The 24,930-nt window shown below is 67.0% G+C and carries 19 protein-coding genes and 1 tRNA gene; 11 read left to right on the top strand and 9 right to left on the bottom strand.

The features are described 5' to 3' along the window. Positions 1-12: 12 nt before the first annotated feature. Together AC1RUS_RS05060 and AC1RUS_RS05055 are read right to left on the bottom strand one after the other, a co-directional pair. Positions 13-2,367 carry a glucan 1,4-alpha-glucosidase gene (locus tag AC1RUS_RS05060; RefSeq protein WP_492913666.1) on the bottom strand — a complete coding sequence of 785 codons (2,355 nt, stop codon included), beginning with the start codon at positions 2,365-2,367 and terminating at the stop codon, positions 13-15. Between the two features lie 29 nt (positions 2,368-2,396). After that, on the bottom strand, positions 2,397-3,920 hold the full coding sequence (locus AC1RUS_RS05055; RefSeq protein WP_492913664.1) for an MFS transporter: 1,524 nt from the start codon (positions 3,918-3,920) through the stop codon (positions 2,397-2,399). A 317-nt stretch (positions 3,921-4,237) separates the two neighbouring features. Here AC1RUS_RS05055 and AC1RUS_RS05050 point away from each other — a divergent pair, with 317 nt between their 5' ends. Further along, positions 4,238-5,293, top strand: coding sequence for a LacI family DNA-binding transcriptional regulator (locus tag AC1RUS_RS05050; protein WP_492913662.1), 1,056 nt, complete (start codon positions 4,238-4,240; stop codon positions 5,291-5,293). A gap of 121 nt (positions 5,294-5,414) precedes the next feature. Here the strand turns inward: AC1RUS_RS05050 and AC1RUS_RS05045 are convergent, their stop codons facing one another. Both AC1RUS_RS05045 and AC1RUS_RS05040 read right to left on the bottom strand, forming a co-directional pair. Then, positions 5,415-7,058, bottom strand: a complete 1,644-nt coding sequence (locus tag AC1RUS_RS05045; RefSeq protein WP_492913660.1) for an alpha-glucosidase — start codon at positions 7,056-7,058, stop codon at positions 5,415-5,417. Further along, positions 7,034-8,845, bottom strand: a complete 1,812-nt coding sequence (locus AC1RUS_RS05040) for an alpha-amylase family glycosyl hydrolase (protein WP_492913658.1) — start codon at positions 8,843-8,845, stop codon at positions 7,034-7,036. Before AC1RUS_RS05040 ends, AC1RUS_RS05045 begins: the two co-directional genes overlap by 25 nt. A gap of 314 nt (positions 8,846-9,159) precedes the next feature. Between AC1RUS_RS05040 and AC1RUS_RS05035 the strand changes: the two genes are divergently transcribed. The 7 genes from AC1RUS_RS05035 (at position 9,160) to AC1RUS_RS05005 (ending at position 19,766) form a co-directional block, all read left to right on the top strand. Next, positions 9,160-11,883, top strand: a complete 2,724-nt coding sequence (locus tag AC1RUS_RS05035; protein WP_492913655.1) for a TonB-dependent receptor — start codon at positions 9,160-9,162, stop codon at positions 11,881-11,883. 99 nt (positions 11,884-11,982) lie between these two features. Further along, the gene (locus AC1RUS_RS05030) at positions 11,983-13,491 is read left to right on the top strand and encodes a tryptophan halogenase family protein (protein WP_492913653.1); all 1,509 of its coding nucleotides are present in this window, start codon (positions 11,983-11,985) and stop codon (positions 13,489-13,491) included. 70 nt (positions 13,492-13,561) lie between these two features. Further along, a complete protein-coding gene (locus AC1RUS_RS05025) occupies positions 13,562-13,861 on the top strand; it encodes an ArsR/SmtB family transcription factor (protein WP_492913651.1) in 300 nt (99 codons plus the stop codon). 100 nt (positions 13,862-13,961) lie between these two features. Continuing rightward, positions 13,962-14,711 (top strand): glucose 1-dehydrogenase, encoded by a 750-nt coding sequence (locus AC1RUS_RS05020; RefSeq protein ID WP_492913649.1) that lies wholly within the window; start codon positions 13,962-13,964, stop codon positions 14,709-14,711. Positions 14,712-14,847: 136 nt separating this feature from the next. Then, a complete protein-coding gene (locus AC1RUS_RS05015) occupies positions 14,848-15,960 on the top strand; it encodes a hypothetical protein (protein ID WP_492913647.1) in 1,113 nt (370 codons plus the stop codon). Positions 15,961-15,997: 37 nt separating this feature from the next. Beyond that, positions 15,998-16,351 carry a MazG-like family protein gene (locus tag AC1RUS_RS05010; protein ID WP_492913645.1) on the top strand — a complete coding sequence of 118 codons (354 nt, stop codon included), beginning with the start codon at positions 15,998-16,000 and terminating at the stop codon, positions 16,349-16,351. A 490-nt stretch (positions 16,352-16,841) separates the two neighbouring features. Beyond that, on the top strand, positions 16,842-19,766 hold the full coding sequence (locus tag AC1RUS_RS05005) for a TonB-dependent receptor (RefSeq protein ID WP_492913643.1): 2,925 nt from the start codon (positions 16,842-16,844) through the stop codon (positions 19,764-19,766). A 305-nt stretch (positions 19,767-20,071) separates the two neighbouring features. Here AC1RUS_RS05005 and AC1RUS_RS05000 read toward each other — a convergent pair. Next, a tRNA-Ile gene (locus AC1RUS_RS05000) sits at positions 20,072-20,147 on the bottom strand. A 143-nt stretch (positions 20,148-20,290) separates the two neighbouring features. Between AC1RUS_RS05000 and AC1RUS_RS04995 the strand changes: the two genes are divergently transcribed. After that, a complete protein-coding gene (locus AC1RUS_RS04995; protein ID WP_492913641.1) occupies positions 20,291-21,031 on the top strand; it encodes an SIMPL domain-containing protein in 741 nt (246 codons plus the stop codon). Positions 21,032-21,080: 49 nt separating this feature from the next. Here the strand turns inward: AC1RUS_RS04995 and AC1RUS_RS04990 are convergent, their stop codons facing one another. Both AC1RUS_RS04990 and panD read right to left on the bottom strand, forming a co-directional pair. Next, a complete protein-coding gene (locus AC1RUS_RS04990; protein WP_492913639.1) occupies positions 21,081-21,560 on the bottom strand; it encodes a hypothetical protein in 480 nt (159 codons plus the stop codon). 2 nt (positions 21,561-21,562) lie between these two features. Beyond that, complete coding sequence (gene panD, locus AC1RUS_RS04985) at positions 21,563-21,919, bottom strand: aspartate 1-decarboxylase (protein WP_492913637.1); 357 nt, start codon at positions 21,917-21,919, stop codon at positions 21,563-21,565. A 183-nt stretch (positions 21,920-22,102) separates the two neighbouring features. Here panD and AC1RUS_RS04980 point away from each other — a divergent pair, with 183 nt between their 5' ends. Together AC1RUS_RS04980 and AC1RUS_RS04975 are read left to right on the top strand one after the other, a co-directional pair. Further along, on the top strand, positions 22,103-22,795 hold the full coding sequence (locus AC1RUS_RS04980) for a hypothetical protein (RefSeq protein ID WP_492913635.1): 693 nt from the start codon (positions 22,103-22,105) through the stop codon (positions 22,793-22,795). Between the two features lie 16 nt (positions 22,796-22,811). Continuing rightward, entirely contained in the window at positions 22,812-23,693 is an 882-nt protein-coding gene (locus AC1RUS_RS04975; protein ID WP_492914146.1) for a M23 family metallopeptidase, read from the top strand. Here the strand turns inward: AC1RUS_RS04975 and AC1RUS_RS04970 are convergent. Together AC1RUS_RS04970 and AC1RUS_RS04965 are read right to left on the bottom strand one after the other, a co-directional pair. After that, the gene (locus AC1RUS_RS04970) at positions 23,690-24,688 is read right to left on the bottom strand and encodes an alpha/beta hydrolase (protein ID WP_492913633.1); all 999 of its coding nucleotides are present in this window, start codon (positions 24,686-24,688) and stop codon (positions 23,690-23,692) included. The genes AC1RUS_RS04975 and AC1RUS_RS04970 overlap by 4 nt on opposite strands. After that, complete coding sequence (locus AC1RUS_RS04965) at positions 24,624-24,923, bottom strand: winged helix-turn-helix domain-containing protein (RefSeq protein ID WP_492913631.1); 300 nt, start codon at positions 24,921-24,923, stop codon at positions 24,624-24,626. The genes AC1RUS_RS04970 and AC1RUS_RS04965 overlap by 65 nt, the downstream gene beginning before the upstream one ends. Positions 24,924-24,930: the final 7 nt, after the last annotated feature.

Here is a 24,930-nt window from a genome sequence, read left to right as displayed (position 1 = left end):
AGGATCTGCCGGCTAGCGCCCGTACCTAACCTTCACCGGCTGGTAGCTGTCCCACACCACGCCGTCGGCCACCGAGCGCAGAAGCTTGATGTACTCCGCGTGCGACCAGGCGAGCGGCGTGGCGGAATCCGTGCCCTCGCCCCGCGTATAGCCGTGGGCGCTGGCCGCGCCGACGCCGTCCCAGACCTGTTCGGGGATCAGCAGGCCGTCATTGGCGAAGAGCTCCATCGCCTTGACATAGGTCTTGCGGATCGGCTCCAGCGCGCCGGGCGCGGGCTTTCCGTGCAGGGTGATCTTGGCCAGTTCGTAGTGACCGCGCTCGCCGGTGAAGATCGGCCAGACCCGGCCACGTTGGCCCGGGGCCATCTTGCCGTCCGCGCCATAGTTGGCGCCGGTCTGGGTGTCCTCGCCATAGCCGTCGACGCCGTAGCGCCGCCAGCCGGGGAACACGCCCTGCTCGCCCTTGAAGATGAAGGTGTAGCGGACGCGGTGGAGGTCTTCGATGTTCTCATCGTCCAGCTCCGGCAAGCTGGCCACGACGGCCGGATCGTCGGCGCGGCGCACGCCGTAGCGCACGAACTCCAGGAAGCCGGCGTCCAGCATCTTGTCTTCAGGCACGGCCTGCTGGCCGTTGCGTTCCTCGACCGGGCTCTTGTTGTCCGGGTCCTGGTCGCTATTGAGGCGCAGGAAATAGTGGCCGTCGCCCAGCGAGCCCTTGGTGGTGACCATCAGGCTGTCGACCTTGGCCGAATAGCCGTCGGCGGTCTTGCGATAGCGCTCGGCCGAGGCGTTGTCACCGGACGCCTCGGCGATGTCGCCGGCGACCACCAGCCCCGCGATCACCGCCGCCGTGGTCGAGGGCGAGTAGCCGCCCTGCTCTTCCCAGCGCTCCTGCTGGGTGAAGGGCGGCTTGATGGTCTCGTGGTTCCAGCCCAGGCCGACCTTGCCGCCGTCGACCAGGAAGTCGGCGGCCGGCTTGATCATCTTGCCGTAATAGGCCTTCAGCTCGGCCTCCGAGAGCCAGCCCTGCTTCCACAGCTTCCAGCCCAGCATGATCGGCATGGCCGTCTGGTCCAGCTGGACGCCGACCCATTCGGGCGTGCCGTCGACCTCGGACTTCTGGGCGAACCAGCCCCCCTTGCCCGTATTGCCCTTGGTGTGCGGGCCGACCTGCACGGTGGGCAGATAGCGAAACGCCGCCAGCGGGGTCTGGATGTCGCCCAGCGCCGCCAGGGCCATGGCGCACTGATAGAAGTCGCGCGGCCAGACGGCCTTGTAGCCGGTCGAGGGCTTGGACGCGTCGACCGTGTCGCCCCACGGATTGGACAGCGAGGCGATCAGGGCGCCGGCATAGGTGCGGTCCTCTTGCACCTTCAGCATCAGGGCGCTGGCCTGGACCAGCTTGCCGCCGTCGGTGGCCGCCACGCGCAAGCGGGGCAGCTCGTGCAGCGAGGCCAAGTAGCTTTCCCAGCCGCTGTTGTAGCCGGCCAGCACCTTGGCGTAGCCGGTCTTTAGCGTGCCGTCGGCCGCGGCGGCGCTGGCGGCGGCGGTGGGACCAAAGCCGATGGCGTAGTCGACGCTGATCTCGCCGCTGGTGGTCGGCAGCTGACCCGTCAGCATGATCGCGCCGCGGTCCTTGCCGGTGGAGGCGTAGAGCTTGTCGAGCTTGCCGCCCTTCTTCAGGTCGGTGAGGCCGTCAGACGTTCCGAGGAAGCCGGCGCTGGCGGCGTCGAACGGCTTGGAGCCCTTCAGGGTCAGGAAGACATTGGCTTCGTTGGCGGTCAGGGCGGTCTTGGTCGCCGCACCGGCGTCGCCCGAACCGGTGTTGGCCATGTGCGGCTCAAGCAGCAGGTAAGGCGTCACCGGGCCCTTCAGCGCCTTGACCGTCACGCGCACCATCAGGCTCTGGCGGTCCGGATCGGTGAAGATCGCCTTCTCGATGACGAAGCGGCCCTGCTTGTCGGTGGTGGTGATCTTGTAGGCCGGCGACAGCGGACGGTCCTCGGCGTCGACGTGCAGGTATTCGGTTTTGGCGATGGTGTCGGGGCCTTCGACGGCGAGGCCGGTCGCGGTCTGGACCGCGACCCGCATCTGCTTGATCTGGGCCTGGTGGATCAGGCCGTACATGGTCTCGGTCAGCACGCCGTCGGCGATCGAGAACCAGACCTTGGAGATCACGCCCGTGCGGCCGCCATCCTTGTAGACGCCGTTGGTGTAGGCCTCGTAAGACGCGCCCACCCCGGTCTTGGCCGCATAGGCCCAGGTCGAGGGCGCGCCCGGAGCGCCGGGTGCGGTCTGCGCGGACGCGGCGCCGGCGATGGCGCAGACGGCGGTTGTGGTCAGGGCGAAGGTCTTGAGCATACGCATGGGAACGGCCTCTTGAAGGTCGGGAACGGTCAGGCGCGCGCGGGCGCCTCGTCGGGATCGGTGACGGCGAACACGGAGATCGCGGCGAGCACGAAGGCGACCGCGCCCAGGACCAGGGCCCAGATCGCCTGGCCGCCGAAGAAGGTCTTCAACAGCAGGCCCAGCACGGTGGCGGCCAGCAGCTGCGGAATGACGATGAAGAAATTGAAGATGCCCATATAGACGCCCATCTTCCGGGCCGGCAGGGCTCCGGCCAGGATCGAATACGGGGCCGACAGAATCGAGCTCCAGGCAAAGCCGACGCCGATCATCGAAATCCACAGCAGGCTCGGATCCTTGATCAGAGGGATCGACAGCAGGCCCGCCGCGCCCAGGACCAGACACGCCGCGTGGCTGATGCGGCGGTTGGTCAGCCGCACCATGGTCGGGATCAGCAGGGCCGCCAGGGCCGCGACGCCGTTATAGACGGCGAACAGCACGCCCACCCAGTCGGCGCCTTCGTTATAGGCCTTCGAGGCGGCATCGACCGCGTGGAAGTGCCAAGCCGAGACGGCGGGCGTGGTGTAGATCCACATGGCGAACAGGCCAAACCACGAGAAGAACTGCACCACCGCCAGCTGGCGCATGGTGACCGGCATCAGGAAGGCGTCTTCCAGCACTTCGGAGAAGCCGTTCTGCGTGTTGCTGCTGCGCTTCAACCGCGCGCCCACGATCCCCGCGACGCCGAACACGGCCAGCAGGCCAGCCAGCACGTAGAGCTCCTTTTCCAGCCGGGCGGTCCAGACCAAGAGGGCCAGGACCAGCCCGCTCAGCAGGCCGCCGAAGCCCAGGCCGTGATAGGAGGCCATCGAGGGGTCTGAGCGCTTGCGATCGTCGTTGGCGTCCTGGATCTGGTCGGCGCGCTCGGCCCGCTCGAAGGCGGCCAGTTCGTCGGGGCTGTATTCCTTGGTCGTGAACACCGTCCACATCACCGCCAGCAGCAGGCCCGCGCCGCCGGTGTAGAAGGCGATGCGCACCGAGTCCGGGATCTGGCCGGCCGGGGCGGTGTTGGCGACGTCGAGCCAATTGGTCAGCATCCACGGCAGGGCCGAAGCCAGCACCGCGCCCAGGCCGATGAAGAAGCTCTGCATCGCATAGCCGGTCGAGCGCTGCTCCTGCGCCAGGTTGTCGCCGACGAAGGCCCGGAACGGCTCCATGGTGATGTTAATCGAAGCGTCCATCACCCAGAGCGCGGCCGCGGCGATCCACAGGCTGGGCGAATTGGGCATGACCAGCAGCGCCGCCGTGGTCAGGATCGCGCCCCAGAAGAAGTAGGGTCGCCGGCGGCCCAGACGGCCCCAGGTCTTGTCGCTGAAATGGCCGATGATCGGCTGGACCAGCAGGCCGGTGGCCGGCGCGGCGATCCACAGGATCGCCAGGTGGTTCACATCGACGCCCAAGGTCTGGAAGATGCGGCTGGTGTTGGCGTTCTGCAGGCCGAAACCGATCTGGATCCCGAAGAACCCAAAGCACATGTTCCAGATCTGGAAGAGATTCAGCCGGGCCTTGGTCATCCGCTTCCCCCGATCGCCCGCCGGTTCATGCCGGCGATGCGCAAGCTTTTTCAGAGCGCTTCGTGGGGCGCATCTGCGCATGTGAATGGCGTCGGCGCAATCCAGCTTTCAAAAATTTGCATCAATTTTCATGATCCTTAGCATTCGAAATCGAATACTTTATGCTGAAATATCGTAACTTTTTGACCCGATATCGAAATTGGACGTCGCTGAAATTCCCTGTTTTTGCAATCCGTTTGGCATAGACGCGCCGCCCGCGCTCCACTCAGGCTTGCCAAGCCTTGCGACCGATGCCTTAAGGAAACCAATGAAAACTTTTGCGGCAAATTTTGCAGCCGCGCGACGATGGGACGGAAACACGCGTGAGCAAGGGCGTCACCCGGCTTGAAGACCTGGCCAAGATGGCTGGCGTGTCGATCTCGACCGCCTCGCGGGCGCTCAATGACAGCCCCGCCGTCAACATGCGCACCAAGCAGACGATCTGGAAGCTGGCGCGCGAGATGGACTATCCGTTCCGCCGCTACATGCCCGCCGGCCCGATCGGCGCCGAGGCGACGATCGCCATCGTCACGCCTCGCCCGCAAGGTCGCGACAGCGGCATGTCGGACCCCTTCTTCCTCGAGCTGCTGGCCGGGGTCGGCGAGGCCGCCAGCGAGCGCGGCTGCGACATCCTGCTCAGCCACATCTCGCCGGCCACCTATGAAGACCTGTCGGTAGCCATGACCACCAGCCGGGCCGAAGGGGTGATCTTCCTGGGCCAAAGCTCGCTGCACGCGGCATTCAACCGGTTGTCGGAAACCGAAGGCCGCTTCGTGGTCTGGGGCGCGCAACTGCCGGACCAGAACTATTGCTCGATCGGCTCAGACAACCCGCAGGGCGGGCGGCGGGCGACGCTTCACCTGGCGCGCCTGGGCCGCAAGCGCATCGTCTTCCTGGGCGACACCGAGGCGCCGGAAGCGATGCAGCGCCATCGCGGCTACCTTGACGCGCTGGAGCAGCAGAAGCTGGGCGTCGATCCGGAGCTGATCGTTCCGGCCCACTTCGAGGTCGAGTCGGCCGAGGCAGCGATCGATTCGCTGATTCATCGCGGCGTGAAATTCGACGGTGTCGTGGCGGCGTCGGACCTCATAGCCCTGGGCGCCATCCGCGCCTTGAAGCATGCAGGTCTGACGGTGCCGGGCGACGTCTCGGTGGTGGGCTTCGATAACGTGCCCTTCGCGCGCTATTCCAGCCCGGCGCTGAGCACCATCTCGCAGGATACGGCCAAGGCCGGGCGGCTGATGGTGTCCAAGCTGCTGGACAGCGGGGATCGAGTCAGCCGGTCGGAGCGGATCCCGACGGATCTGATTATCCGCGAGAGTTGCGGGGGGTAGCCGCCCCGATCGGAGCGTGGCCCTCGTCCTTCGACGAGCTCAGGATGAGGACCATTTCATAGGCCCGAACAGTAGAAAACCTCATCCTGAGCTTGTCGAAGGACGAGGTTTTCGCCTGTGCTCAGACCCGCCGCGCCATCAGCCCCGCGCAAGGCGGCATCACACCCTCACCGCCCAGGTTCACGCTCTCCGCCAGCACCCAGCCCTCCGGCAGCACCCAGGCCACGGCCTCGTGCCCGAGGTTGAACGCGAACAACAACGCGTCCGCCCCCTCCCCACGCTCGAAGATCAGCAGCGGCGTGTTGGTCTCGACGAAATGGACCTTGCCCGTCCGCAGCACGGCATACTGCCGACGCAGCGCGATCAGCCTTCGCGCGACATGCAGGGTCGAGGCCGGGTCGGCCTCTTGGGCGTCCACGGCCAGCGGCAGGTGCTCGGGATCGACCGGCAGCCAGGGCTCGACCGCCGAGAAGCCGGCGTTGGGCGCGGTCGCCACCCAGGGGATCGGCGTGCGGGCGCCGTCGCGCCCCAGGGTCTGGGGCCAGTTGGCGATGGCTTCGGGATCGACCAGGCGCTCGAACGGCACATGGGCCTGGGGCAGGCCCAGCTCCTCGCCCTGATAGACGAAGACATTGCCGCGCAGGGCCATCAGCAGCAGCAGCGCCATCTCGGCGAAGGCCTTGCGGTCGCGCCCCTCGGCCCAGCGCGACACCGCGCGCGGCGCGTCGTGGTTGGAGAAGGTCCACGAGGGCCAGCCCTCCCCCTCCTCGCCCATCCACATGGCCGCGCCCTGCGGGACCATGTCGGCGGTCAGCTTGTCGGCATAGAGGTAGAGGAAACCGTAGGCGCTGTTGAGGCGGTCCTCGCCTTGCGTGAACAGCTTCATCTCGCGGTCGGCGTAGTCGCCGCCCACTTCGGCCACCGAGAACCGGCCGCCGTTGGCGTCGGTCAGCGCGCGGATGCGGGCCAGGAACGCCGGGATGTCGGCGTGGCTCTGGTTGTGGATCTTGTCCTGGAAGTCGAACGGCCGGGTGCGCTTGCCGCCCGGCGGCAGGGGCGGATTGTCGGTGAAGGCCGGGTCGTGCATCGAGAAGTTGATGGCGTCGAAGCGGAAGCCGTCCACGCCCCGGTCGATCCAGAACTTGGCGGTGGCCAGAAGGGCGTCCTGCACGGCCGGCGCGTGCACGTTCAGCTGTGGCTGCGAGACCAGGAAGTTGTGCATGTAGTACTGGCCGCGCCGGGCGTCCCAGGTCCAGGCCGGACCGCCGAACACCGACTGCCAGTTGCTGGGCGGGCTGCCGTCCGGCTTGGCGTCGGCCCAGACGAACCAGTCGGCCTTGGGATTGGTGCGATCCTGGCGGCTTTCCTCGAACCACGGGTGCTCGTCGGAGGTGTGCGAGAACACCTGGTCGATGATGATCTTCAGGCCCAGCTCGTGAGCGCGGGCGATCAGGCGGTCGAAGTCGTCCAGCGTGCCGAAGATCGGATCGACGTCTAGATAATCGGAAACGTCATAGCCGAAGTCCTTCATCGGCGACTTGAAGAACGGGGACAGCCAGACGGCGTCGACGCCCAGGGACGCGATGTGCTCCAGCCGCGCGGTGATGCCCGGCAGGTCGCCGACGCCGTCGTCGTTGGAGTCGGCGAAGCTGCGCGGATAGACCTGATAGATCACCGCGCCCCGCCACCACTCGGCGTCCATCGCGGGCTCCACAGCCTGGCGGGAAAGAACCTTGACCGTCACTGTAGACCCTCGGAAACGCAAATCTTGTAGTCCAGCGGGCCGACCTCGACCCGGTAGCTAGCCGGCGCGGTCGACGCGTCGGCGCAGGATCCATGCACGGACCGCCAGACGCGCGAGGTCGGCTCGACCTCGACATTGGCGGTGATCGGCGCAGAACCCGTATTGTAGACGACGAGATACTCAACCTGCCCCGCCATGCGGGAGAAGGCCAGCAGGCCCGGCTTGTCGCCGGCGGCGCGCAAGACTTGGCGGCCAGACCGCAAGGCGGCGCGCTGGCTGCGGATCTTGGCCATCTGCGCGATGGCGCGATAGAGCGGCCCATCGGTCCTGAAGTGGTCGCCGGTCGCGCCGCCGCCGCCGACCAGGCGGTTGTCGCTGTAGGACGCGACCTGGCTGGCGAACATGTCCTCGCGGCTGTCGGCATAGTCGCCGTCGCCGGTGAAGCCCTGCTCGTCGCCGTAATAGATCGTCGGGACACCGCGCGAGAACATCATCAGGGCGTGGCCTAGGGTGACCCGCGCAAGCAGTTCTCCGTCGGAAATGGCCGGATTGGCCTTCAGCACGAAGTGGCCGAACCGGCCCATGTCGTGGTTGCCCAGGAAGGTCGGCAGCTGCAGCGCCGTCTCCGCGCCGCCTTCGTAGAGGACGTCGCCGGCCAGCACCCGCGCCAGGCGGTCCGTTCCCGCTCTGCCCGCCACCATGTCGGTGATCGCCGACTGCACCGCGAAGTCCAGCACCGCCGGAAATTTGTCGACGCGGGTGTGGCGCGCCAGGGCGGCGACGTCGGTATCGAACACCTCGCCGAAGATGTGGAAGTTCTCGATGCCCCTGGCCTTGGCCCGCGCCGTCATGGCCGGGATGAACACCTGCCAAAACTCGGGGTTCACATGGCGGGCGGTGTCGATGCGATAACCGTCGATCCCGAAGTCATCGATCCACTGGCCGTAGATGTCGATGAAGCCCTGCACGACGCGCGGGTTCTCGGTGAAGAGGTCGTCCAGCCCGGCGAAGTCGCCCAGCCGCGAGCTCTCGCCCGCGAACGTGCTCTCGCCGCGGTTATGATAGTAGATCGGATCGTTCAGCCAGGCGGGCTTCTTGACGCTCGCCTCGCCCGCCGGGACATACGGCGTATAGGCGTAGTCCGGACGCTTGAGCTTGCCGAAATCCTTGCCGTCGAAGCCGTCGTTGATCGCCTCGCCCTTCACGCCGCCGCGCGTCACATAGGGGTAGTCGGCTTTGCTCCGATAGGCGCAGCCGCGCTCGCCGCACTCGCGATACTGGATCACGTCGGCGGTGTGGTTGGCGATGATGTCCATATAGACCTTCATCCCCCGGGCGTGGGCGGCGTCGACGAAGGCCTTGAAGTCGGCGCGCGTGCCGAAGTGCGGATCGACGTCTGTGAAGTCGGTGATCCAGTAGCCATGGTGCGCGGCGGATTCGTGACCCGGTGGGCCCTGCACGGCCTTGTTCTTGAAGATCGGCCCCAGCCACACCGCCGTCGCGCCCAGACCTTGGATGTAGTCGAGCCGCGCGGTCAGGCCCTTGAGGTCGCCGCCGTGGTAGAAGCCGGCCCGCGCCGGATCGAATCCCGTGGTCAGCGGACCACCCGGCAAACCGCCGCGATCATTGGCCGCGTCGCCGTTCGCGAAGCGGTCGGGCAAGACGAAATAGATCACCTCGTCCTGGGGCTTGCGCTGCAGATAGGGCGCGGCGGCGCCGGCGGCGAAGGCGTTCGCGCCTGCCGTCGTCAAGGCGCTCGCGGCCGTCATGGCCAGCAGCGCGCGTCGCCAGGAGTCCCAGGCCGGCATCGTTTCCCCCTGCGGCGTCGTCGATCTCGAAAGCCGGATCGCTTCACTGCAATAATTTGCATAAATTTGCAGACGACCCGTATGCCTGTCAATCACGAGAACAGCGACATCTCGGCCACACGGGCCGCAACACCAAGGCTGATAAGGGGAAAATTCCGTTACAGGCCTGCCCAAAAAGCGCCGCGAGCGACATCCGCCAGGTGGCTACGCGATTTTTTGAGTTGATTACGGCCAGTTAATTTGCAGTAATTTGCGACAACGGCTTCCAGAGCAGCGTCAGAAACGCAGGGAGCCGACGCAGGGAGGGTGAGACCATGACCACGAGACACCAGCGCAGCCGTGCGCTTCTGATGAGCGGAGCCGCCACCAGCTTGGCGCTGAGCTTCGCCGCCGCCGGAACGGCGAACGCCCAACAAACCACCGCCGCCGCCGACGACAAGGCCGTCGTCGAAGAGATCGTGGTCACGGGCATCCGTCGCGGCATCGAAGGCGCGATCACCCTCAAGAAGGATTCCAGCTCGATCGTCGAGGCCGTGTCGGCCGAAGACATCGGCAAGCTGCCGGACGTGTCGATCGCCGAGTCGATCGCCCGCCTCCCCGGCCTGACCGCCCAGCGCCTCGACGGCCGCGGCCAGGTGATCTCGATCCGCGGCCTGGCGCCGGACTTCACCACCGCCCTGCTGAATGGCCGCGAGCAGGTCTCGACCGGCGACAACCGGGGCGTCGAGTTCGACCAGTATCCGTCGGAACTGCTGAGCGCCGTGGTGGTCTACAAGACCCCCGACGCTGGCCTGATCGGCCAGGGCCTGGCCGGCACCGCCGACCTGCGCACCGTGCGCCCGCTGGCCTTCGGCAAGCGCGCCCTGGCCGTCGGCGCTCGCTACGAGTGGAACGACATCGGCGCGCTGAACGCGGGCACCAAGGCCCACGGCAACCGCTTCAACGTCTCGTACATCGACCAATTCCTCGACAACAAGCTGGGCGTCGCCATCGGCTACGCCCACATGGAGTCGCCCTATCAGGCCGAGCGCTGGAACTCGTGGGGCTATCCCACCGACGCCTCGGGCAACCTGGTGATCGGCGGCGCCAAGCCGTACGTACAGTCGAGCATGCTCAAGCGTGACGGCGTCATCGGCGTGCTGGAATACGCGCCGACCGATAACTACTCGACCTCGCTCGACGTGTTCTACTCGGAGTTCAAGAACCACCAGATCCAGCGCGGCATCGAGTTGCCCCTGGTCTGGGGCGGCATCCCGCTGACCAACGCCACGGCCAAGGACGGCTTCGTCACCGCCGGCACGTTCAACGGCGTCAAGGGCGTGGTCCGCAACGACGGCAACGATCGCGACTCGACGATCAAGGCGATCGGCTGGAACAACAAGTTCCTGGTCGGCGACAACTGGACCCTGACCAGCGACGTCAGCTGGTCGAAGGTCGAACGCACCGACATGATCCTGGAGACCTACGCCGGCACCGGCCGTAGCGGCACGGGCGCCACCGACAACATGACGTTCAAGATGAACGACGACGGCGTGGCGATCTTCACCTCGACCCTGAACTACGCCGACCCGAACCTGATCAAGCTGACGAGTTCGCAAGGCTGGGGCAGCGACATCATCGCCGGCGGCCAGGACGGCTATCTGAACAAGCCCAAGGTCGAGGACGAACTGAAGGCCCTGCGCCTGGACGCCAAGCGCGCCCTGGACGACGGCCTGTCCAGCATCGAGTTCGGCGTCAATTACAGCGAGCGCTCCAAGGCGCTGGTCAATGACGAGTTCTTCCTGCGCGTGAAGGGCTCGCCCGCCAGCGTCACGATCCCGGCCAGCGCCCTGGTCGGCACCACCTCGCTGGCCTTCATCGGCATCGCCGGCATGGTCAGCTACGACCCGTTCGCCCTGATCAATTCGGGCGTCTACGACCTGGTCCGCAACCCGAACGCCGACGTCCTGGTCAAGAGCTGGGATGTCGAGGAAAAGGTCACCGTCGGCTATCTGAAGGCCAATATCGACGCGGCCCTGGCCGGCGTTCCGGTCACCGGCAACTTCGGCTTCCAGCTGGTCAACACCGACCAGAGCTCGACCGCCCTGGGCGCCAGCGGCACCGGCGCGGGCGTCACGCGCGCCAACCTGTCGGGCGGCAAGAGCTATGTCGACTTCCTGCCCAGCGTGAACCTGCAGTTCCGCTTCGCCAACGAGCAGTCGCTGCGCTTCGCCGTCGCCCGCACCCTGGCCCGTCCGCGGATGGACCAGATGCGCGCCTCCAAGACCTTCAGCTACGATCCGGCCAAGGCGACCTCGACCAATATCAACACCTCGCCCTGGAGCGGCAGCGGCGGCAATCCGGAGCTGGAGCCCTGGCGCGCCGACTCCATCGACGTGTCGTACGAGAAGTACTTCGGTCGTCAGGCCTATGTGTCGCTGGCCGCCTTCTACAAGGACCTGAAGAGCTACGTGTACGACCAGAGCGTCGTGTTCGACTTCACGGGCTTCCCCACCAATGGCAACCCCGAGCCCGCCTCGCGCAAGGGCCTGGTCACCACGCCGCAGAACGGCAAGGGCGGCTCGATCAAGGGCGTCGAATTCGCCGCCTCGATCCCGGGCAGCCTGATCCATCCGGTCCTGGACGGCTTCGGCGCCCAGTTCAGCGCCTCGCAGACCAAGAGCTCGATCCAGCCGAACGCCGGCGACCCGACCCAAGAAATCCCGGGCCTGTCCAAGACCGTGGCCAACCTGACGGTCTATTACGAGAAGAACGGCTTCTCGGCCCGGATCAGCGAGCGCTATCGCTCCAAGTTCCTGGGTGAGGTGTCGGGCTTCGGCAACGGCCGCAACTATCGGATGGTCAAGGGCGAGAGCGTCGTCGACGGTCAGCTGGGCTACAGCTTCACCGACGGTCCGCTGGACGGCCTCTCGGCGCTGTTCCAGGTCAACAACCTGACCGACGAGCCCTTCACCACCTACCAGAACGACGAGCGCCAGGTCATCGACTACCAGCGCTACGGCCGGACCTACCTGGTGGGCCTCAGCTACAAGTTCTAACCGACCTTTCGATCCCCAAAGCCTCGAACCCTCGCCGGACCTGCCCGGCGGGGGTTCTTTTTATGACGGACGCGATAACGTCCGCATGGGAGGTCGGCGATGAGCGATCAACGCATCAGCCAGGTGGTGATCGTCGGCGGCGGCACGGCCGGATGGATGGCGGCCGCCACCCTGGCCAAGACGCTCGGACCCTCCGTCGCCATCCGCCTGGTCGAGTCCGACGAGATCGCCACCGTCGGCGTCGGCGAAGCCACCATCCCGCAGATCAAGCTCTTCAACGGCGTGCTGGGACTGGACGAGGACGAGTTCCTCCGCGAGACGCAGGGCACGTTCAAGCTGGGAATCGAGTTCGTCGACTGGGGCAAGCTGGGCGACCGCTACCTGCACGCTTTCGGCGCCATCGGCCACGACCTGGGCCAGATTCCCTTCCATCACCACTGGCTGCGTCACAGGCAGGCCGGCGGCGACACCCGCCTGTGGGACTACTCCCTCAACGACATCGCCGCCCACGCGGGCCGCTTTGGCCGCCTGGCCACGGTGGGGCAGAGCAAGCTGCCGGGCCTGGCCTACGCCTTCCATTTCGACGCCGCGCTCTATGCCAAGCACCTGCGCAAATACGCCGAGCAGCGGGGCGTGGTCCGCACCGAGGGCAAGATCCGCGAGGTCGCCCTGCGCGAGCCCGACGGCTTCGTGGCGTCGGTGACGTTGGAGAGCGGCGAAACGATCGACGGCGATCTCTTCATCGACTGCTCCGGCTTTCGCGGCCTGCTGATCGAGGGCGCGCTGAAGACCGGCTATGAGGACTGGTCGCACTGGCTGCCTTGCGACCGCGCCCTGGCCGTGCCTTGCGCCCGCACCGCGCCCCTCCTGCCCTACACCCGCGCCACGGCCCGCACGGCCGGCTGGCAGTGGAGGATCCCGCTGCAGCACCGCACCGGCAACGGTATGGTCTATTGCAGCCGCCACCTCAGCGACGACGAGGCGGCCGCCACCCTGCTGGCCAATCTCGACGGCGAGGCCCTGGCTGAACCGCGCCCGCTGAAGTTCGTCACCGGCCGTCGCAGGAAGTTCTGGAACCGCAACGTCGTGGCGCTGGGCCTGTCGAGCGGCTTCATGGAGCCGCTGGAGAGCACCAGCATCCACCTGATCCAGTCGGGCCTGTCGCGGCTGCTGAGCCTGTTTCCCGACAAGCGCTTCGCCCAGGTCGACATCGACGAATACAATCGCCAGGCCGGGGTCGAGTTCGAGCGCATCCGCGACTTCCTGGTGCTGCACTACAAGGCCACCACCCGCACCGACGCGCCGTTCTGGCGCGAGTGCGCGGCCATGGACATTCCCGACACCCTGGCCCGCAAGATCGGCGTCTTCGCCAACGCCGGCCGGCTGTACCGCGAGGACGAGGACCTGTTCGCCGAGGTCAGCTGGCTGCAGGTGCTGCTGGGCCAGGGCATCGATCCGGCGACGCACCATCCGCTGGCGGACACCCTGCCCGACGAACAGCTGGCGGGCTTCCTGTCCGACCTGCGCCAGATCTTCGACGGCGCCGCCCGAGGCCTGCCCGCCCACGCCGACTTCATCGCCGCCCACTGCCGCGCCAAGGTGGGCTGAAAGCTCGCGGCGCTCCCCGCGCGGTCTTCAAGCCGCCAACCCATTTGCGTCCGACGCCCTCGCACCGCATATGAGCACCATGGAAGACGCGCGCATCGTGCTGGACGAACGCCAGGTGAATCTGATCGCCAAGGCCCTGGCGGAGCCGCGCCGGCGTCAGATCCTCAAGGAGATCGGTGCGGCCAGCGAACCCACACCCTGCGGCGCGGTCGCTCAGCATGTGGCGGTCAGCGCCGCCACCTTCTCGCACCACATGAAGGAACTGGAGACCGCCGGCCTGATCCAGATCTGCCGGCAGGGCAGGTTCGCGTTCCTGGTGCTGCAGCGCGACGTCCTGAACGCCTATCTGGCCCAGTTGGCGGAAATCTGAAGCCGCCTTCCAGAAAATCACGCGACCTCGCTCATTGAATCACTTCGATGCATATCTAAGTATCGAACTGTTCGCCGATGAAGGCGATCGGAGAGAGATCATGAGCAAGCTTTCAGGCAAGACCGCAGTCGTCACCGGCGCTTCCAAGGGCATCGGAGCGGCCATCGCCAAGGCCCTGGCCGCCGAGGGCGCCGCGGTGGCGGTCAACTACGCCTCCAGTCGCGAAGGAGCCGACAAGGTCGTGGCCGAGATCACCGCCGCCGGCGGCAAGGCCATCGCCGTCCAGGGTTCGGTGGCCAAGAGCGACGATGTCACGCGGCTGTTCGACGAAACCCAGAAGGCGTTCGGCGGCGTGGACATCCTCGTCAACAACGCCGGCGTCTATGCCTTCGCGCCAATCGAGGACGTGACCGAGGCCGAGTATCGGCGTCAGTTTGACACCAACGTCCTGGGCCTGCTGCTGGCCACCAGCGAGGCGGCCAAGCGCTTCGGTCCCGACGGCGGCAGCGTGATCAACATCAGCTCGGCGGCCACCACCGTCGATATCCCGACCGCCTCGGTCTACACCGCCACCAAGGCCGCCGTGGACTCGATCACCCGCGTGCTGGCCAAGGAGCTTGGCCCGCGCAAGATCCGCGTCAACGCGATCGCGCCCGGCGCCGTCGAGACCGAAGGCACCCACACCATGGGCATCATCGGCTCGGATCTGGAGGTCGAGATGGTCGCCCAGACGCCGCTCGGCCGCCTCGGTCAGCCATCGGACATCGCTCCCGTGGCCACCTTCCTCGCCTCGCCCGACAGCGCCTGGATCACGGGTGAGATCATCGCCGTGGCCGGCGGCAACCGCTAGCCCCCCCCGATAACGCCGCGCCGAGCGTCGCAGGACGGCTCTCGGCGCGGCGCGCCTCGCGCTGAAGACGGCGCCGTCGCGCAATGGCCCATTAAGGTTGTCACGGCATGCTCTCCCCCGACTTTGGAGAGCCACGATGGTTACGACGGCCAAGTTCCTGAACGCGTCGCTGGCGATGGCCGGCGCGGCGCTGGCCCTGAGCGCCTGCGCCAGCCATGACGAGGTGCGCGCGCTGCGCCAGCCCCCGATGCCGCCAGTGGGCGTCGCCAAGGCCAACCCCGCCAAGCCGTTCTTCCGCAACGTCGTTGTGCAAGAGGTCCAGGGCGCTCCCGAGTTCCGCTGGTTCGACGGCGGCGCGATCATCACCACGCGTCCGACCCGCGTGCAGGTCGTCGACAGCCTCAACGCCCACCTGCAGCGCGCCGACATGCTGGCGCCCAGCCGGCTGGACGCCGAATACATGCTCTATACGCAGTTCGAAGAGCTGCGCGGTCCCGACGTCTGGCTGGGGACCGACAAGCTGGCCTCGGCCCGCATCACCTTCCGCCTGGTGCGCTGGCGCACGGGCGAGGTGGTGAAGGAAGAGACCGTCGAAGCCAGCTATCGCGCCATGTGGACCGGCTTCACCCCGGAAATGACCCGTGTGGCCCTGGCTGGCCCGATCGGCGTCTCCAAGGACCGGGTGATCGCGCCGCTCGGCGGCGCGCTGTGGGGCGTGGCCCTGGGCTACTACGTCAATCAGAACCTGATCGTCTCGATCGCCGACGCGCCCTATGCCGGCGTGCTGGGCGCGGCGGAAGCCGCCCAGATCGGCGGCCCCAACCAGGCGCCCCTGGGCTTTGCCTCATCGTTCGCCACCGCCGTCGCGGTGGGCGGCGCCAGCGGGCGCTTCCAGGACCTTGAGGCCATGCTGGCGGGCGGCGCGATCAACGCCGCCGGCGCCGCCGCAGGTCCTACGCCCGTCGGACGCTCCGTCGCCGACGGTGAGATCACCACGGCCTTCGCCGGCCGCGCCCGCCGTCTGGCCGCCACGCGCGGCCTGATGGACCTGGCCTTCGACCAGTTCATGGCCGAGCTCAGCGTCGACGGCTCGGTCAAGTACAAGACCGCCGTCTCGTGCCGGGCCCTGAACGGCGACGTCAATCGCGGCCCTTATCTGCGCGAGACCACCCACGCCTATGCGGTGGACTGTCCAGGGGCCAGCTACAACAACAGCAAGACCGCCCAGGCCTATCCGTCGCGGTTCTAGCCGGCTATCCGAAAGGCCTCAGCCGATCGGAAGCCTCATGAGCGATCACACCACCCTTCGCGCCGCCAATCTCGCCCGCCAGGCCGAGTGGGACAGCGACGGCCAGATCACGCTGTCCTATCGCGGCAACGAACTCGCCGGCGAGGTGGGCGAGGCCTGCAACATCATCAAGAAGCTGGAACGCGAGCGGATGGGCATCCGCGGCTCGCGCGCCAGCCTGGCAGAACTGGCCGAAGAGCTGGCCGACGTCATCATCTGCACCGACCTGATCGCGATGCAGCTGGGCATCGACCTGGACCGCGCCGTCGCCGAGAAGTTCAACAAGACCTCTGAAAAGGTGGGCCTGGCGACGCGACTGGTGGCACCGAACAAGCGCGAAGACACGGCCTAAGTCGACAACGGCGCAATTAGGCCGCGAAACGCTCTTCGGCGTCATCTGAAACGTCATCAGCGATTGCCAAACCCGCGCGCAACTCCCACAAAATGAAATACAGTGTCGCATAATAGACATATCGGCAATTTGCCGATGCAAAATGCACACTAAGGACTCGCGCCTTTTTACGATGCGGCTATCATCACCTTCATAAGGTGGGATAAAATTCCACATTGTGAGAATTTTGGCCTGATTGGGTGACGATGGCCAAAAATGGTCGTCGATCCTTCGCCAGCGCCGAGCTCCCGATGATGGAACCAGGGTTGGGACCTGGGCTCCCCCAATAAGACGCGCCGCCCGGCAAAGGGCGGCCGGGATGGAAACAGCAAGGTCGCGCCTGCGGACGCGGCCCATCAGGGAGAGACCGATGTCAGCCTTTCAGGTCATGAGTCGTGGCGTCTTGCGTACGAGTTGTTCGGCAATAGCCCTGTCGTTGGGCGCGTCCCTGATGGCGGCCGCGGCGGCCTCGGCCCAGACCGCGCCGGTCAGCGACGCCACCGTCGACGAGGTGGTGGTCACCGGCTTCAAGGCCAGCCTGACCAGCGCCATCAACACCAAGCGCCGCTCGGACAACATCGTCGACGTCATCAAGGCCGACGATATGGCCAGCTTCCCCGACGCCAACCTAGCCGAGTCTATCCAGCGCATTCCCGGCGTCTCGATCACCCGCGACGGCGGCGAAGGTCGCAACATCACCGTGCGCGGCCTGGGCGGCGACTTCGTGCGCACCACCCTCAACGGCATCGAGGCCTATTCGGCCACCACCGGCTCGACCCTGGGCGTCACCGCCGGCATCAACCGCTCGCGTGGCTTCGACTTCTCGACCTTCGCCTCGGAGCTGTTCAACAGCGTCACGGTCAGCAAGTCGCAGTCGGCCGACATGGACGAAGGGTCGCTGGCCGCCACCGTCGACCTGCAAACCGCCCGCCCCTTCGATAAGGCCGGCTTCCGCGCCGCCGCCTCGGCCCAGGCCGCCTACTACGACAACAACAAGACCACCTCGCCGCGCTTCGCGGGCCTGATCAGCGACACCTGGGGCAATTTCGGCGCCCTGTTCTCGCTGGCCTATAGCGAGCGCCTGCAACAGGAAGACGGCTACAGCGACACCTCGCAGTCGGACTATTCGGACGCCAACAACGGCTTCTGCGGCACGGCGGTCGACATCGCGTCACAGGCCGGCAGCCAGGTGGTCAACACCGCCATTCCGTACGTCAACGCGCTGTCGGGCGCGGGCAACCGTCCGGCCGGCCAGTGCTTCTCGGGCCTGCCGTCCGATCCAACCGCCTATGCGGCGATCAACCAGCCCAACGTCTTCCTGCCCCGCAATCCGGGCCTGGGCCGCTTCACCCTGGACCAGAAGCGCCTGGGCATGACCGGCGCCCTGCAGTGGCGGCCGACCGACAAGACCGACGTGACCCTGGACATCGTCTATTCGAAGTTCGACCAGGATCGCGCCGACTACGCGCTCTCCAACGCTTCGTTGAACCGCAACGTCAACGGCGCCAGCGCGGCCTTCCCGCTGTTCGCCGGTCGGGTCGACGCCCAGATCATGGACGTGCACGTGCTGCCCAGCGGCCAGGTCGACTACATGAAGATCAACAATGTCGACATCAAGCACATCGAGGAACGCAGCCAGACCACGACCAAGACCCACCAGATCGGCCTGAACTTCGAGCACACCTTCAACGACCGGCTGAGCGGCAACGTGAAATTCGGCCACTCGGGCTCGGACTTCGACCAGCCCTGGGACGTGCTGATGTCGTATGACGGCTTCAACAAGGCCGGCTACATTTGGGACGCTCGCACCGATCCGCGCCGGCCCTACATCAACTACGGCTACGACGTCACCAACCCGGCCAATGTCACCTTCACCAACGCCGGCACCGGCCTGACCCCCGACATCCGCGTCGTGAAGGCCAGCGTCTTCAACACGCTTTCGACCGTGGAGGGGAACCTCAAGTACAAGCTGACCGACGTCTTCACCTTAAAGGGCGGCGTGTCGCTGAAGTCGTTCGACTTCAAGTCCAAGCAGGTCCAGCGCCTCTATCCCAACAACGGCGCGACGGGCGTGACGGCCACGGGCACCATCCCGTTCAACTTCGCCCAGTTCGCCGCCGACTTCCCAGGCAGCGCGCCGCTCAGCGAGACGATCACCGGCTTTGGCAAGCAGCTGGACCTGCCCGCCGGTCCGGTGACCAGCTGGGTCGTGCCCGACGTCATGGCCTACATCGACAAGCTGGGCCTGCTCTGCAACTGCTCCAACAAGTATGGCGACTTCACCCTGGCCATCAATTCGGCGCTGGGGAACAACCGCGCGGTCAAGGAAGACGACACCGCCGGCTATCTGCAGCTGAACTTCGACGCCGACGTGCTGGGCGGGCGCCGCCTGCGCGGCAACGCCGGGGTGCGCTACGTCAAGACCGACCTGGCGGCCACCGGCTACACGTCGCTGACCTCGCAGATCACCGTCAACCACAAGTACCATGACTGGCTGCCGTCGCTGAACCTGGCGCTGGACGTCATGCCGGACCTGGTGGCCCGCTTCGCCTATGCCGGCGTGATGGCCCGGCCCAGCTTCGGAAACCTGACCCCGGGCGGCTCGGTCAACACCACCTTCGGCGCTCAGACCGCCTCGATCGGCAACCCGTTCCTGGATCCCTATCGCGCCAAGAACTATGACGTCAGCCTGGAATGGTACCCGGCCGGCGGCACGATCCTGTCGGCGACGTTCTTCGACAAGGAGATCGAGAGCTCGATCCAGACCATCGCCACCACCGAGCCCTACGGCGGGACCGGCCTGCCCCTGGCCCTGCTGCCCGCCGGCCAGGACGCCAGCACGCCCTATCTGGTCACCCGCTCGCGCAACACCCAGGGCGGCTATATCCGCGGCGTCGAGCTCAGCTGGCAGCAGCCCTTCACCTTCCTGCCAGGCCTGCTGGCCAACACCGGCACGATGGTCAACTACACCTATGTCGACAGCTCGGTGCTCTACTACCTGTCGACCGGCACGGCCACGACGCCGGCCACCCAGATCCACGACCAGTTCCTGAACGTCTCGCCGCACTCGGTCAACGCGACGGTCTATTACGAGGACAGCAAGTTCTCGGCCCGCGTCTCGGTGGCCTATCGCGACGAGTACCTGACCGCCCTGCCCTTCAAGTCCGAAGTGCCGGACGCCAATGGCAGCTACGCGACGACCAATGTGGACGCCACGATCTCCTACCAGGTGACCCCGCACTTCAAGCTGACGGCCGACGCCCTGAACATCACCAACCAGGAGGCCGACCAGTGGAGCGGCAAGCAACGCCGCTCGCAGCGGGTGTTCAGCACCACCGGCCGGCAGTTCTTCTTCGGCGGCTCCTACGTGTTCTAGAGCCGCAACGATCCTTCTCTTCTAGGCGTCCCCCTCGCGCCGGCCCTCGTGGCCGGCGCTTTTCTTTGCCAGTTATCCACAGCCCGCCGCGCCGGGCGCATGTGGGCGAGGCCGCGCGGCGGCGTCTAACAATCAAGGCTGACGGTTAGGTCCCCACCGACTATCAGCCTGCCGGCCGGGGATCTGTGGATTTTCCCCGGCCGGGCCTCGCTTCTTCGAACATTCACGATAAGCAAACGCCCAATCGGCGCAACGCGCGCTCGTGCTTCCGAAGCGATTGATATCGTTTGAATTTCAGGAAGTGGTGGTAGGCCCGGAGGGACTCGAACCCCCAACCAGACCGTTATGAGCGGTCGGCTCTAACCATTGAGCTACAGGCCCCTGGGATGCGGTTGCGCGTCCGGAGGAAGGGCCGATTAGCATGGGCCGAACGCGGCTTAAAGCTCCCGTTCAGGTTCAAAGTTTCATCAAGGAGCCACAGAGGGTCGGCAAAGCTTTTTGAGACCGCCCCCAGGAGACCCGTGATGACCGCCTTCGCCGCCCGTATCGCTTCGGCCGCTCTGATCCCCGCCGCCCTGGGAGGCGTGTTCGCCCTTACGGCCGCGCCCGCCATGGCGCAGGACGCGGCGTTCCCCGCCTCGACCTTCAACCTGTCCGCCTATGGCGAAACCCGCGTCGCGCCCGACATGGCCACCATCACCCTGGGCGTGCAGAACGAGGAGACGACCGCCGCCGGCGCGCTGAAGACCAATGCGACGCGGATGAACCAGGTGATCGCCGCCCTTAAGAAGGCCGGGATCGCCGAGCGCGACATCCAGACCTCGAACCTCATCGTCAATCCGCAGTACGTCTACGAGCAGAACCAGCCGCCGAAGTTCACCGGCTACCAGGTCAGCAACCAGGTCACGATCGTGGTGCGCGACCTCTCCCGTCTCGGCCAAGCGGTGGACGCGACGGTCTCGGCCGGCGCCAACACCGTGGGCGGCATCAGCTTTGGCCTGCAGAACCCCGAAGCGGCCGAGAACGCCGCGCGGGTCGAGGCGGTCAAGGCGCTGCAGGCCAAGGCCGACCTCTACGCCAAGGCCACCGGCTACAAGGTGGTGCGAATGGTCAGCCTGGGCGAAGGCGGCGGCTACACGCCCGCCCCGCCGCCGATGCCGATGTACGCCATGGCCAAGATGGAGCGCTCGGACTCCAGCCCCGTGGCCGCTGGCGAACTGAAGGTGCGGATCGACGTCTCGGCGACCTACGAGGTCGCCCGCTAGGAACGACCGGCGCTCCTCGCCTTGGCGGGGAGCGCCTTTCGCGCTTGGCCTAGAACCCGGCCTTGGCGAAGGCGCGTTCGACACGCTCTTGGACCTCACGGCCCGGCAGGGCGCGCTCGCCCTCCATCACCGCTACATAGCTGAGGCCGTTGGGCGACTTGCCCTCGCCGACCGGCACCGGGCCCGTGGCCCAACCCACCGTATTGGCCCCGCCCGAGGCGCTGGGGCAGCTGAGGAAGCGCGCGGGCTTGCCAAGCGAGGCCTTCAGCACCGCCTCCGCGGTGACGTCGGCGCCGCCCTCGCAGCTGGGCAGGTTGCGCGCGCAGGTGATGTAGCCGCCGCCGCGCCAGATCATCTTGCTGGCCGCGTCGCTGACGATCACGCAGGTCGAGGGCGAGCCGATGGCCCGCCCGACCGCCGTCGACAACCGCTCGCTATCGACGCCGTCGGGAAGCTTGGGCGCGCAGCCCGTCAGGACGACGCCGCCGGCGACCAGGGCAGCGAGAGCGAGACCGGCCGTGCGCGTCATGGTCAGGCGGCTTTCTTGATGATGTTGCCTTCGTCCAGCAGGACGACGGTGGGGGCGTAGTTGCGCGCTTCCTCTGCCGGCAGCTGGCAGTAGGTGACGACGATCACCGTGTCGTTCTTCTGCACCAGGCGCGCCGCCGCGCCGTTGACGCCGATCACCTTGGAGCCGCGCGGGGCCTCGATGGCATAGGTGGTGAACCGCGCGCCGGTGGTGATGTTGAGCACGTCGACCTGCTCGTTGGGCAGGATGCCCGAGGCGTCCAGCAGGTCGCGGTCGATGGCGATGGAGCCCTCGTAATCGAGGTCGGCCTGGGTCACCGTGGCGCGGTGAAGCTTGGCCTTCATCATGGTCAGCAGCATGGCGAACTCTTATCCCCTTGAAACTCATGGGCTTTGTCGGGGCCGCCACACACATGGCCCTGGAACAGTCGGGCCATATAGACACGAACAGGCGTGGGTTCAATCTCGCGCCCGGCGCGAAAGGGTTAACACTCCCGCCGATCCGCGCTAGGGTTGAACGAACGCGGTTATGTGGTGGGGGCCATGCGCAACGGACGATGGATAGTCGCGGCGGCCGTGGTCGTCGCCACCGTGGGGGTCGGGGTCGCCGTCGGCTCCCGCGTCACCGCCCAGACCCGGGTCGATCCGGCCACCGGCGCGGCTGTTCCGGGCGCGGCTCCGGCCACCCGGGCTCCGCCCGTCATCAACCGCGTCCCGCCGACCGCGACCACCGTCCCCTCGCGCACGCGCGGCCGGGTCGACTGGCAGGGCGCGGTGGGCGGCCTGCGGCAGAGCGGCGGCGCATCGGACACGCTCTCGGCCAATCTCGACAAGGCGGAGGTGGACGCCACCAAGGTTCCGATCCTGCTGCCCAACGACGCCAAGCTGACTGCCGGCGCACGGATCTACAGCTTCGGCGACTACTACACGATCACCGCCGATGCCCCCGGCGCCGGCATCTCGCTGAGCGGCACGACGGCGATCATCCCCCTGCCCGCGACCAAGCCGCTCAAGATCGATCCGGTCGGACCGGAAAGCCTGACGGTGCAGCGCACGGTCGACGGGCAACTGGCCAGCTTCATCCGCTACGGCGTGCTCTACACGGTGGAGATCCGCTGCGAGAAGGCGGGCGACCTGCGCTGCACCGACGACAACTACGTGCTGGGCCTGGTGGGCAAGACCACCACCGTGGTGCTGGGCGCGGCCGCCCGCGCCGAAGCCGGTCTGGGAGGCTGAGGCGATGAGCAAGCCGATGTCCCTCGCCCTGGCCCTGGTCGCCGCGCTGGCCCTGACGGCCTGTGACGACAAGACCAAGCCCGCTGCTCCGGCCGCGCCAAAGCCGGTGTCGACCGAGCCGGGCCCGCCACAATCCGACGACGCACCGTCCGAGGGCGGTGCCGAGCAGGAGGCGTCCGAGCCGCTGCCGCCCAGCCCCGAGCCGCCGGTGCAGCCCGACGCTCCACCCGCGCCCTCGCCGGCGAACTTCGCCCACAATGCGCCAGGAACCCTGCCGACCGGCCAGGGGTCGGGCTATTTGGACCGCACCGTCTGGTCGCCGTCCATGTGCTGGCCGCTGCAGGAGGCAGGCTTCGCCAATTCGCAGGTCTACGGGGCCGGCGGCGGCATGGCGCCTCCGGGCAAGACCAGCCAGTGCGACAGCATGAACTACACCCTGCCCTGGCGGGACAATTTCTGCGAGGCGCGCTCGCGGACCAGCCCGCTGTGCGGTTCGGGCACGGGTCACCAGGGCCAGGACATCCGCCCGGCCACCTGCAAAAAGAACGAGCACTGGGCCGTGGCCACCGAGGCCGGCACCATCACCGACATCGGGACCTACACCGTGACCCTGGTAGCCAAGGCCGCCCCGCACTTCACCTATCGCTACCTGCACATGCAGATGGCGACCCTGGCGGTGAAGGAAGGCGACAAGGTCACGCCGGGCCAGAAGCTGGGCAAGGTGTCCAACGATTTCGGCGGCACGCCCACCACCATTCACCTGCACTTCGAGATGCGGGCGGGCGTGGCCGGCAGCACCACCGACGGCAAGCCGGTGGTCGTCAGCACCTTCATCCCGCCCTATCTGAGCCTGGTCGAGGCCTATCAGCGCAAGCTGAACGGCGGGACCTGCGGCTAGCCGAGATTGGCCTTCAGAAAGGCCGTCATGTCGCCCAGCACCGGCGACTTGCCGCGGAACGGCCGTGACAGGGCCAACACCGTGTCGGCGTGGTTGAGACCGGCGTAGTGGCGCTCCTCGACCTTGACCCCGGCCGCGCGGAGGGCGGCGGCCAGCTTGCGGGTGTTGCGGGGATAGACCGTGGTGTCGGCCTCTCCCGTCGCCAGGAACGCCGGCGGCGAGCTGGCCGTGACGAAGGGGACCGGCTGGGTGGACGGCAGGTCCGCCGCCGCGCCGAAGGTCTGCCGGGTGATCGGGCCGTCCAGGGGCAGGAAGTCATAGGGGCCAGACAGGCCGGCGAAGGCCCGGATCGCCTTGGGATCCACGCCCACCGCCCGCAGGTAACGATGATCCAGCGCCAGCATGGCGGCGTTGTAGGCGCCCGCCGAGTGGCCGATCAGGACCATGCGGGACGGATCGCCGCCCAGCCCGGTCGCGTGATCGACCGCCCAGCGGACGGCCGCTGCGCAATCGGTCAGGAAGTCGGGAAAGCGCACCTCGGGATAGAGGCGATAGTCCGGCACCACGGTCAGGAAGCCTTGCGCCGCCAGAGCCCGTCCGGCCCAGGCGTAGTCGCCGCGCCGGCCCGAGTCCCACGACCCGCCATAGAAGAACACCGCCACCGGTTCGGCGCCGACGGCGTTGGGCGGCGCGAAGACGTCCAGCCTGCGGCGTGGACCATCGCCATAGGCGGCGCCGCGCAGCGGAGCCTTGGCGGCGTCCTTGGGCGTCAGGGTGGCGAACATCGACAGCGGCGAGCAGGCCGACACCAGGGCGCCGCCGAGGGCCGTCAGGCCAATGCGACGCGTCATCGAACTCTCCGCCACACCCGTCTCCGTCTTCGTGATCCCGCGAAGATACGAGCAACACGCGGCTCTGGACGAGGTTGCTTCAGCGTCCGTCGACCAGCTTGCCGATGGCGTCGAGATAGATGCCGAAGGCGGTGCGGCCCGCATCGGTCAGCGTCACTCGTGTCAATGGCTTGCGACCGACGAAGCTCTTCTCGATGCCCACATAGCCGGCGTCCTCGAGCTTGCGCAGATGGACCGACAGGTTGCCGTCGGTGACCGACAGCTTGGCCTTCAGGGCGTTGAAGTCGGACGTCTCGGCGCCCGACAGATAGGCCATGATCCCGAGGCGCACGCGTCCGTGGATGACCTCGTCGATGTGATCGATTTCGAAATCGTCCATCACCCAG

Source organism: Caulobacter sp. GW821-FHT10F06 (genome assembly GCF_058809215.1).
This window is presented reverse-complemented; position numbering and strand designations above follow the sequence as displayed.

Excerpts from the sequence above, each read along its gene's own strand:
- AC1RUS_RS05060 (WP_492913666.1), bottom strand. The coding sequence starts at position 2,367 with ATGCGTATGCTCAAGACCTTCGCCCTGACCACAACCGCCGTCTGCGCC.
- AC1RUS_RS05055 (WP_492913664.1), bottom strand. The coding sequence starts at position 3,920 with ATGACCAAGGCCCGGCTGAATCTCTTCCAGATCTGGAACATGTGCTTT.
- AC1RUS_RS05040 (WP_492913658.1), bottom strand. The coding sequence starts at position 8,845 with ATGCCGGCCTGGGACTCCTGGCGACGCGCGCTGCTGGCCATGACGGCC.
- AC1RUS_RS05035 (WP_492913655.1), top strand. The coding sequence starts at position 9,160 with ATGACCACGAGACACCAGCGCAGCCGTGCGCTTCTGATGAGCGGAGCC.
- AC1RUS_RS05030 (WP_492913653.1), top strand. The coding sequence starts at position 11,983 with ATGAGCGATCAACGCATCAGCCAGGTGGTGATCGTCGGCGGCGGCACG.
- AC1RUS_RS05025 (WP_492913651.1), top strand. The coding sequence starts at position 13,562 with ATGAGCACCATGGAAGACGCGCGCATCGTGCTGGACGAACGCCAGGTG.
- AC1RUS_RS05020 (WP_492913649.1), top strand. The coding sequence starts at position 13,962 with ATGAGCAAGCTTTCAGGCAAGACCGCAGTCGTCACCGGCGCTTCCAAG.
- AC1RUS_RS05015 (WP_492913647.1), top strand. The coding sequence starts at position 14,848 with ATGGTTACGACGGCCAAGTTCCTGAACGCGTCGCTGGCGATGGCCGGC.
- AC1RUS_RS05010 (WP_492913645.1), top strand. The coding sequence starts at position 15,998 with ATGAGCGATCACACCACCCTTCGCGCCGCCAATCTCGCCCGCCAGGCC.
- AC1RUS_RS05005 (WP_492913643.1), top strand. The coding sequence starts at position 16,842 with ATGGCGGCCGCGGCGGCCTCGGCCCAGACCGCGCCGGTCAGCGACGCC.
- AC1RUS_RS04995 (WP_492913641.1), top strand. The coding sequence starts at position 20,291 with ATGACCGCCTTCGCCGCCCGTATCGCTTCGGCCGCTCTGATCCCCGCC.
- AC1RUS_RS04990 (WP_492913639.1), bottom strand. The coding sequence starts at position 21,560 with ATGACGCGCACGGCCGGTCTCGCTCTCGCTGCCCTGGTCGCCGGCGGC.
- panD (WP_492913637.1), bottom strand. The coding sequence starts at position 21,919 with ATGCTGCTGACCATGATGAAGGCCAAGCTTCACCGCGCCACGGTGACC.
- AC1RUS_RS04980 (WP_492913635.1), top strand. The coding sequence starts at position 22,103 with ATGCGCAACGGACGATGGATAGTCGCGGCGGCCGTGGTCGTCGCCACC.
- AC1RUS_RS04975 (WP_492914146.1), top strand. The coding sequence starts at position 22,812 with ATGTCCCTCGCCCTGGCCCTGGTCGCCGCGCTGGCCCTGACGGCCTGT.
- AC1RUS_RS04970 (WP_492913633.1), bottom strand. The coding sequence starts at position 24,688 with ATGCGGGCCGCACCGCCTTCGGCATCTATCTCGACGCCATCGGCAAGC.
- AC1RUS_RS04965 (WP_492913631.1), bottom strand. The coding sequence starts at position 24,923 with ATGGACGATTTCGAAATCGATCACATCGACGAGGTCATCCACGGACGC.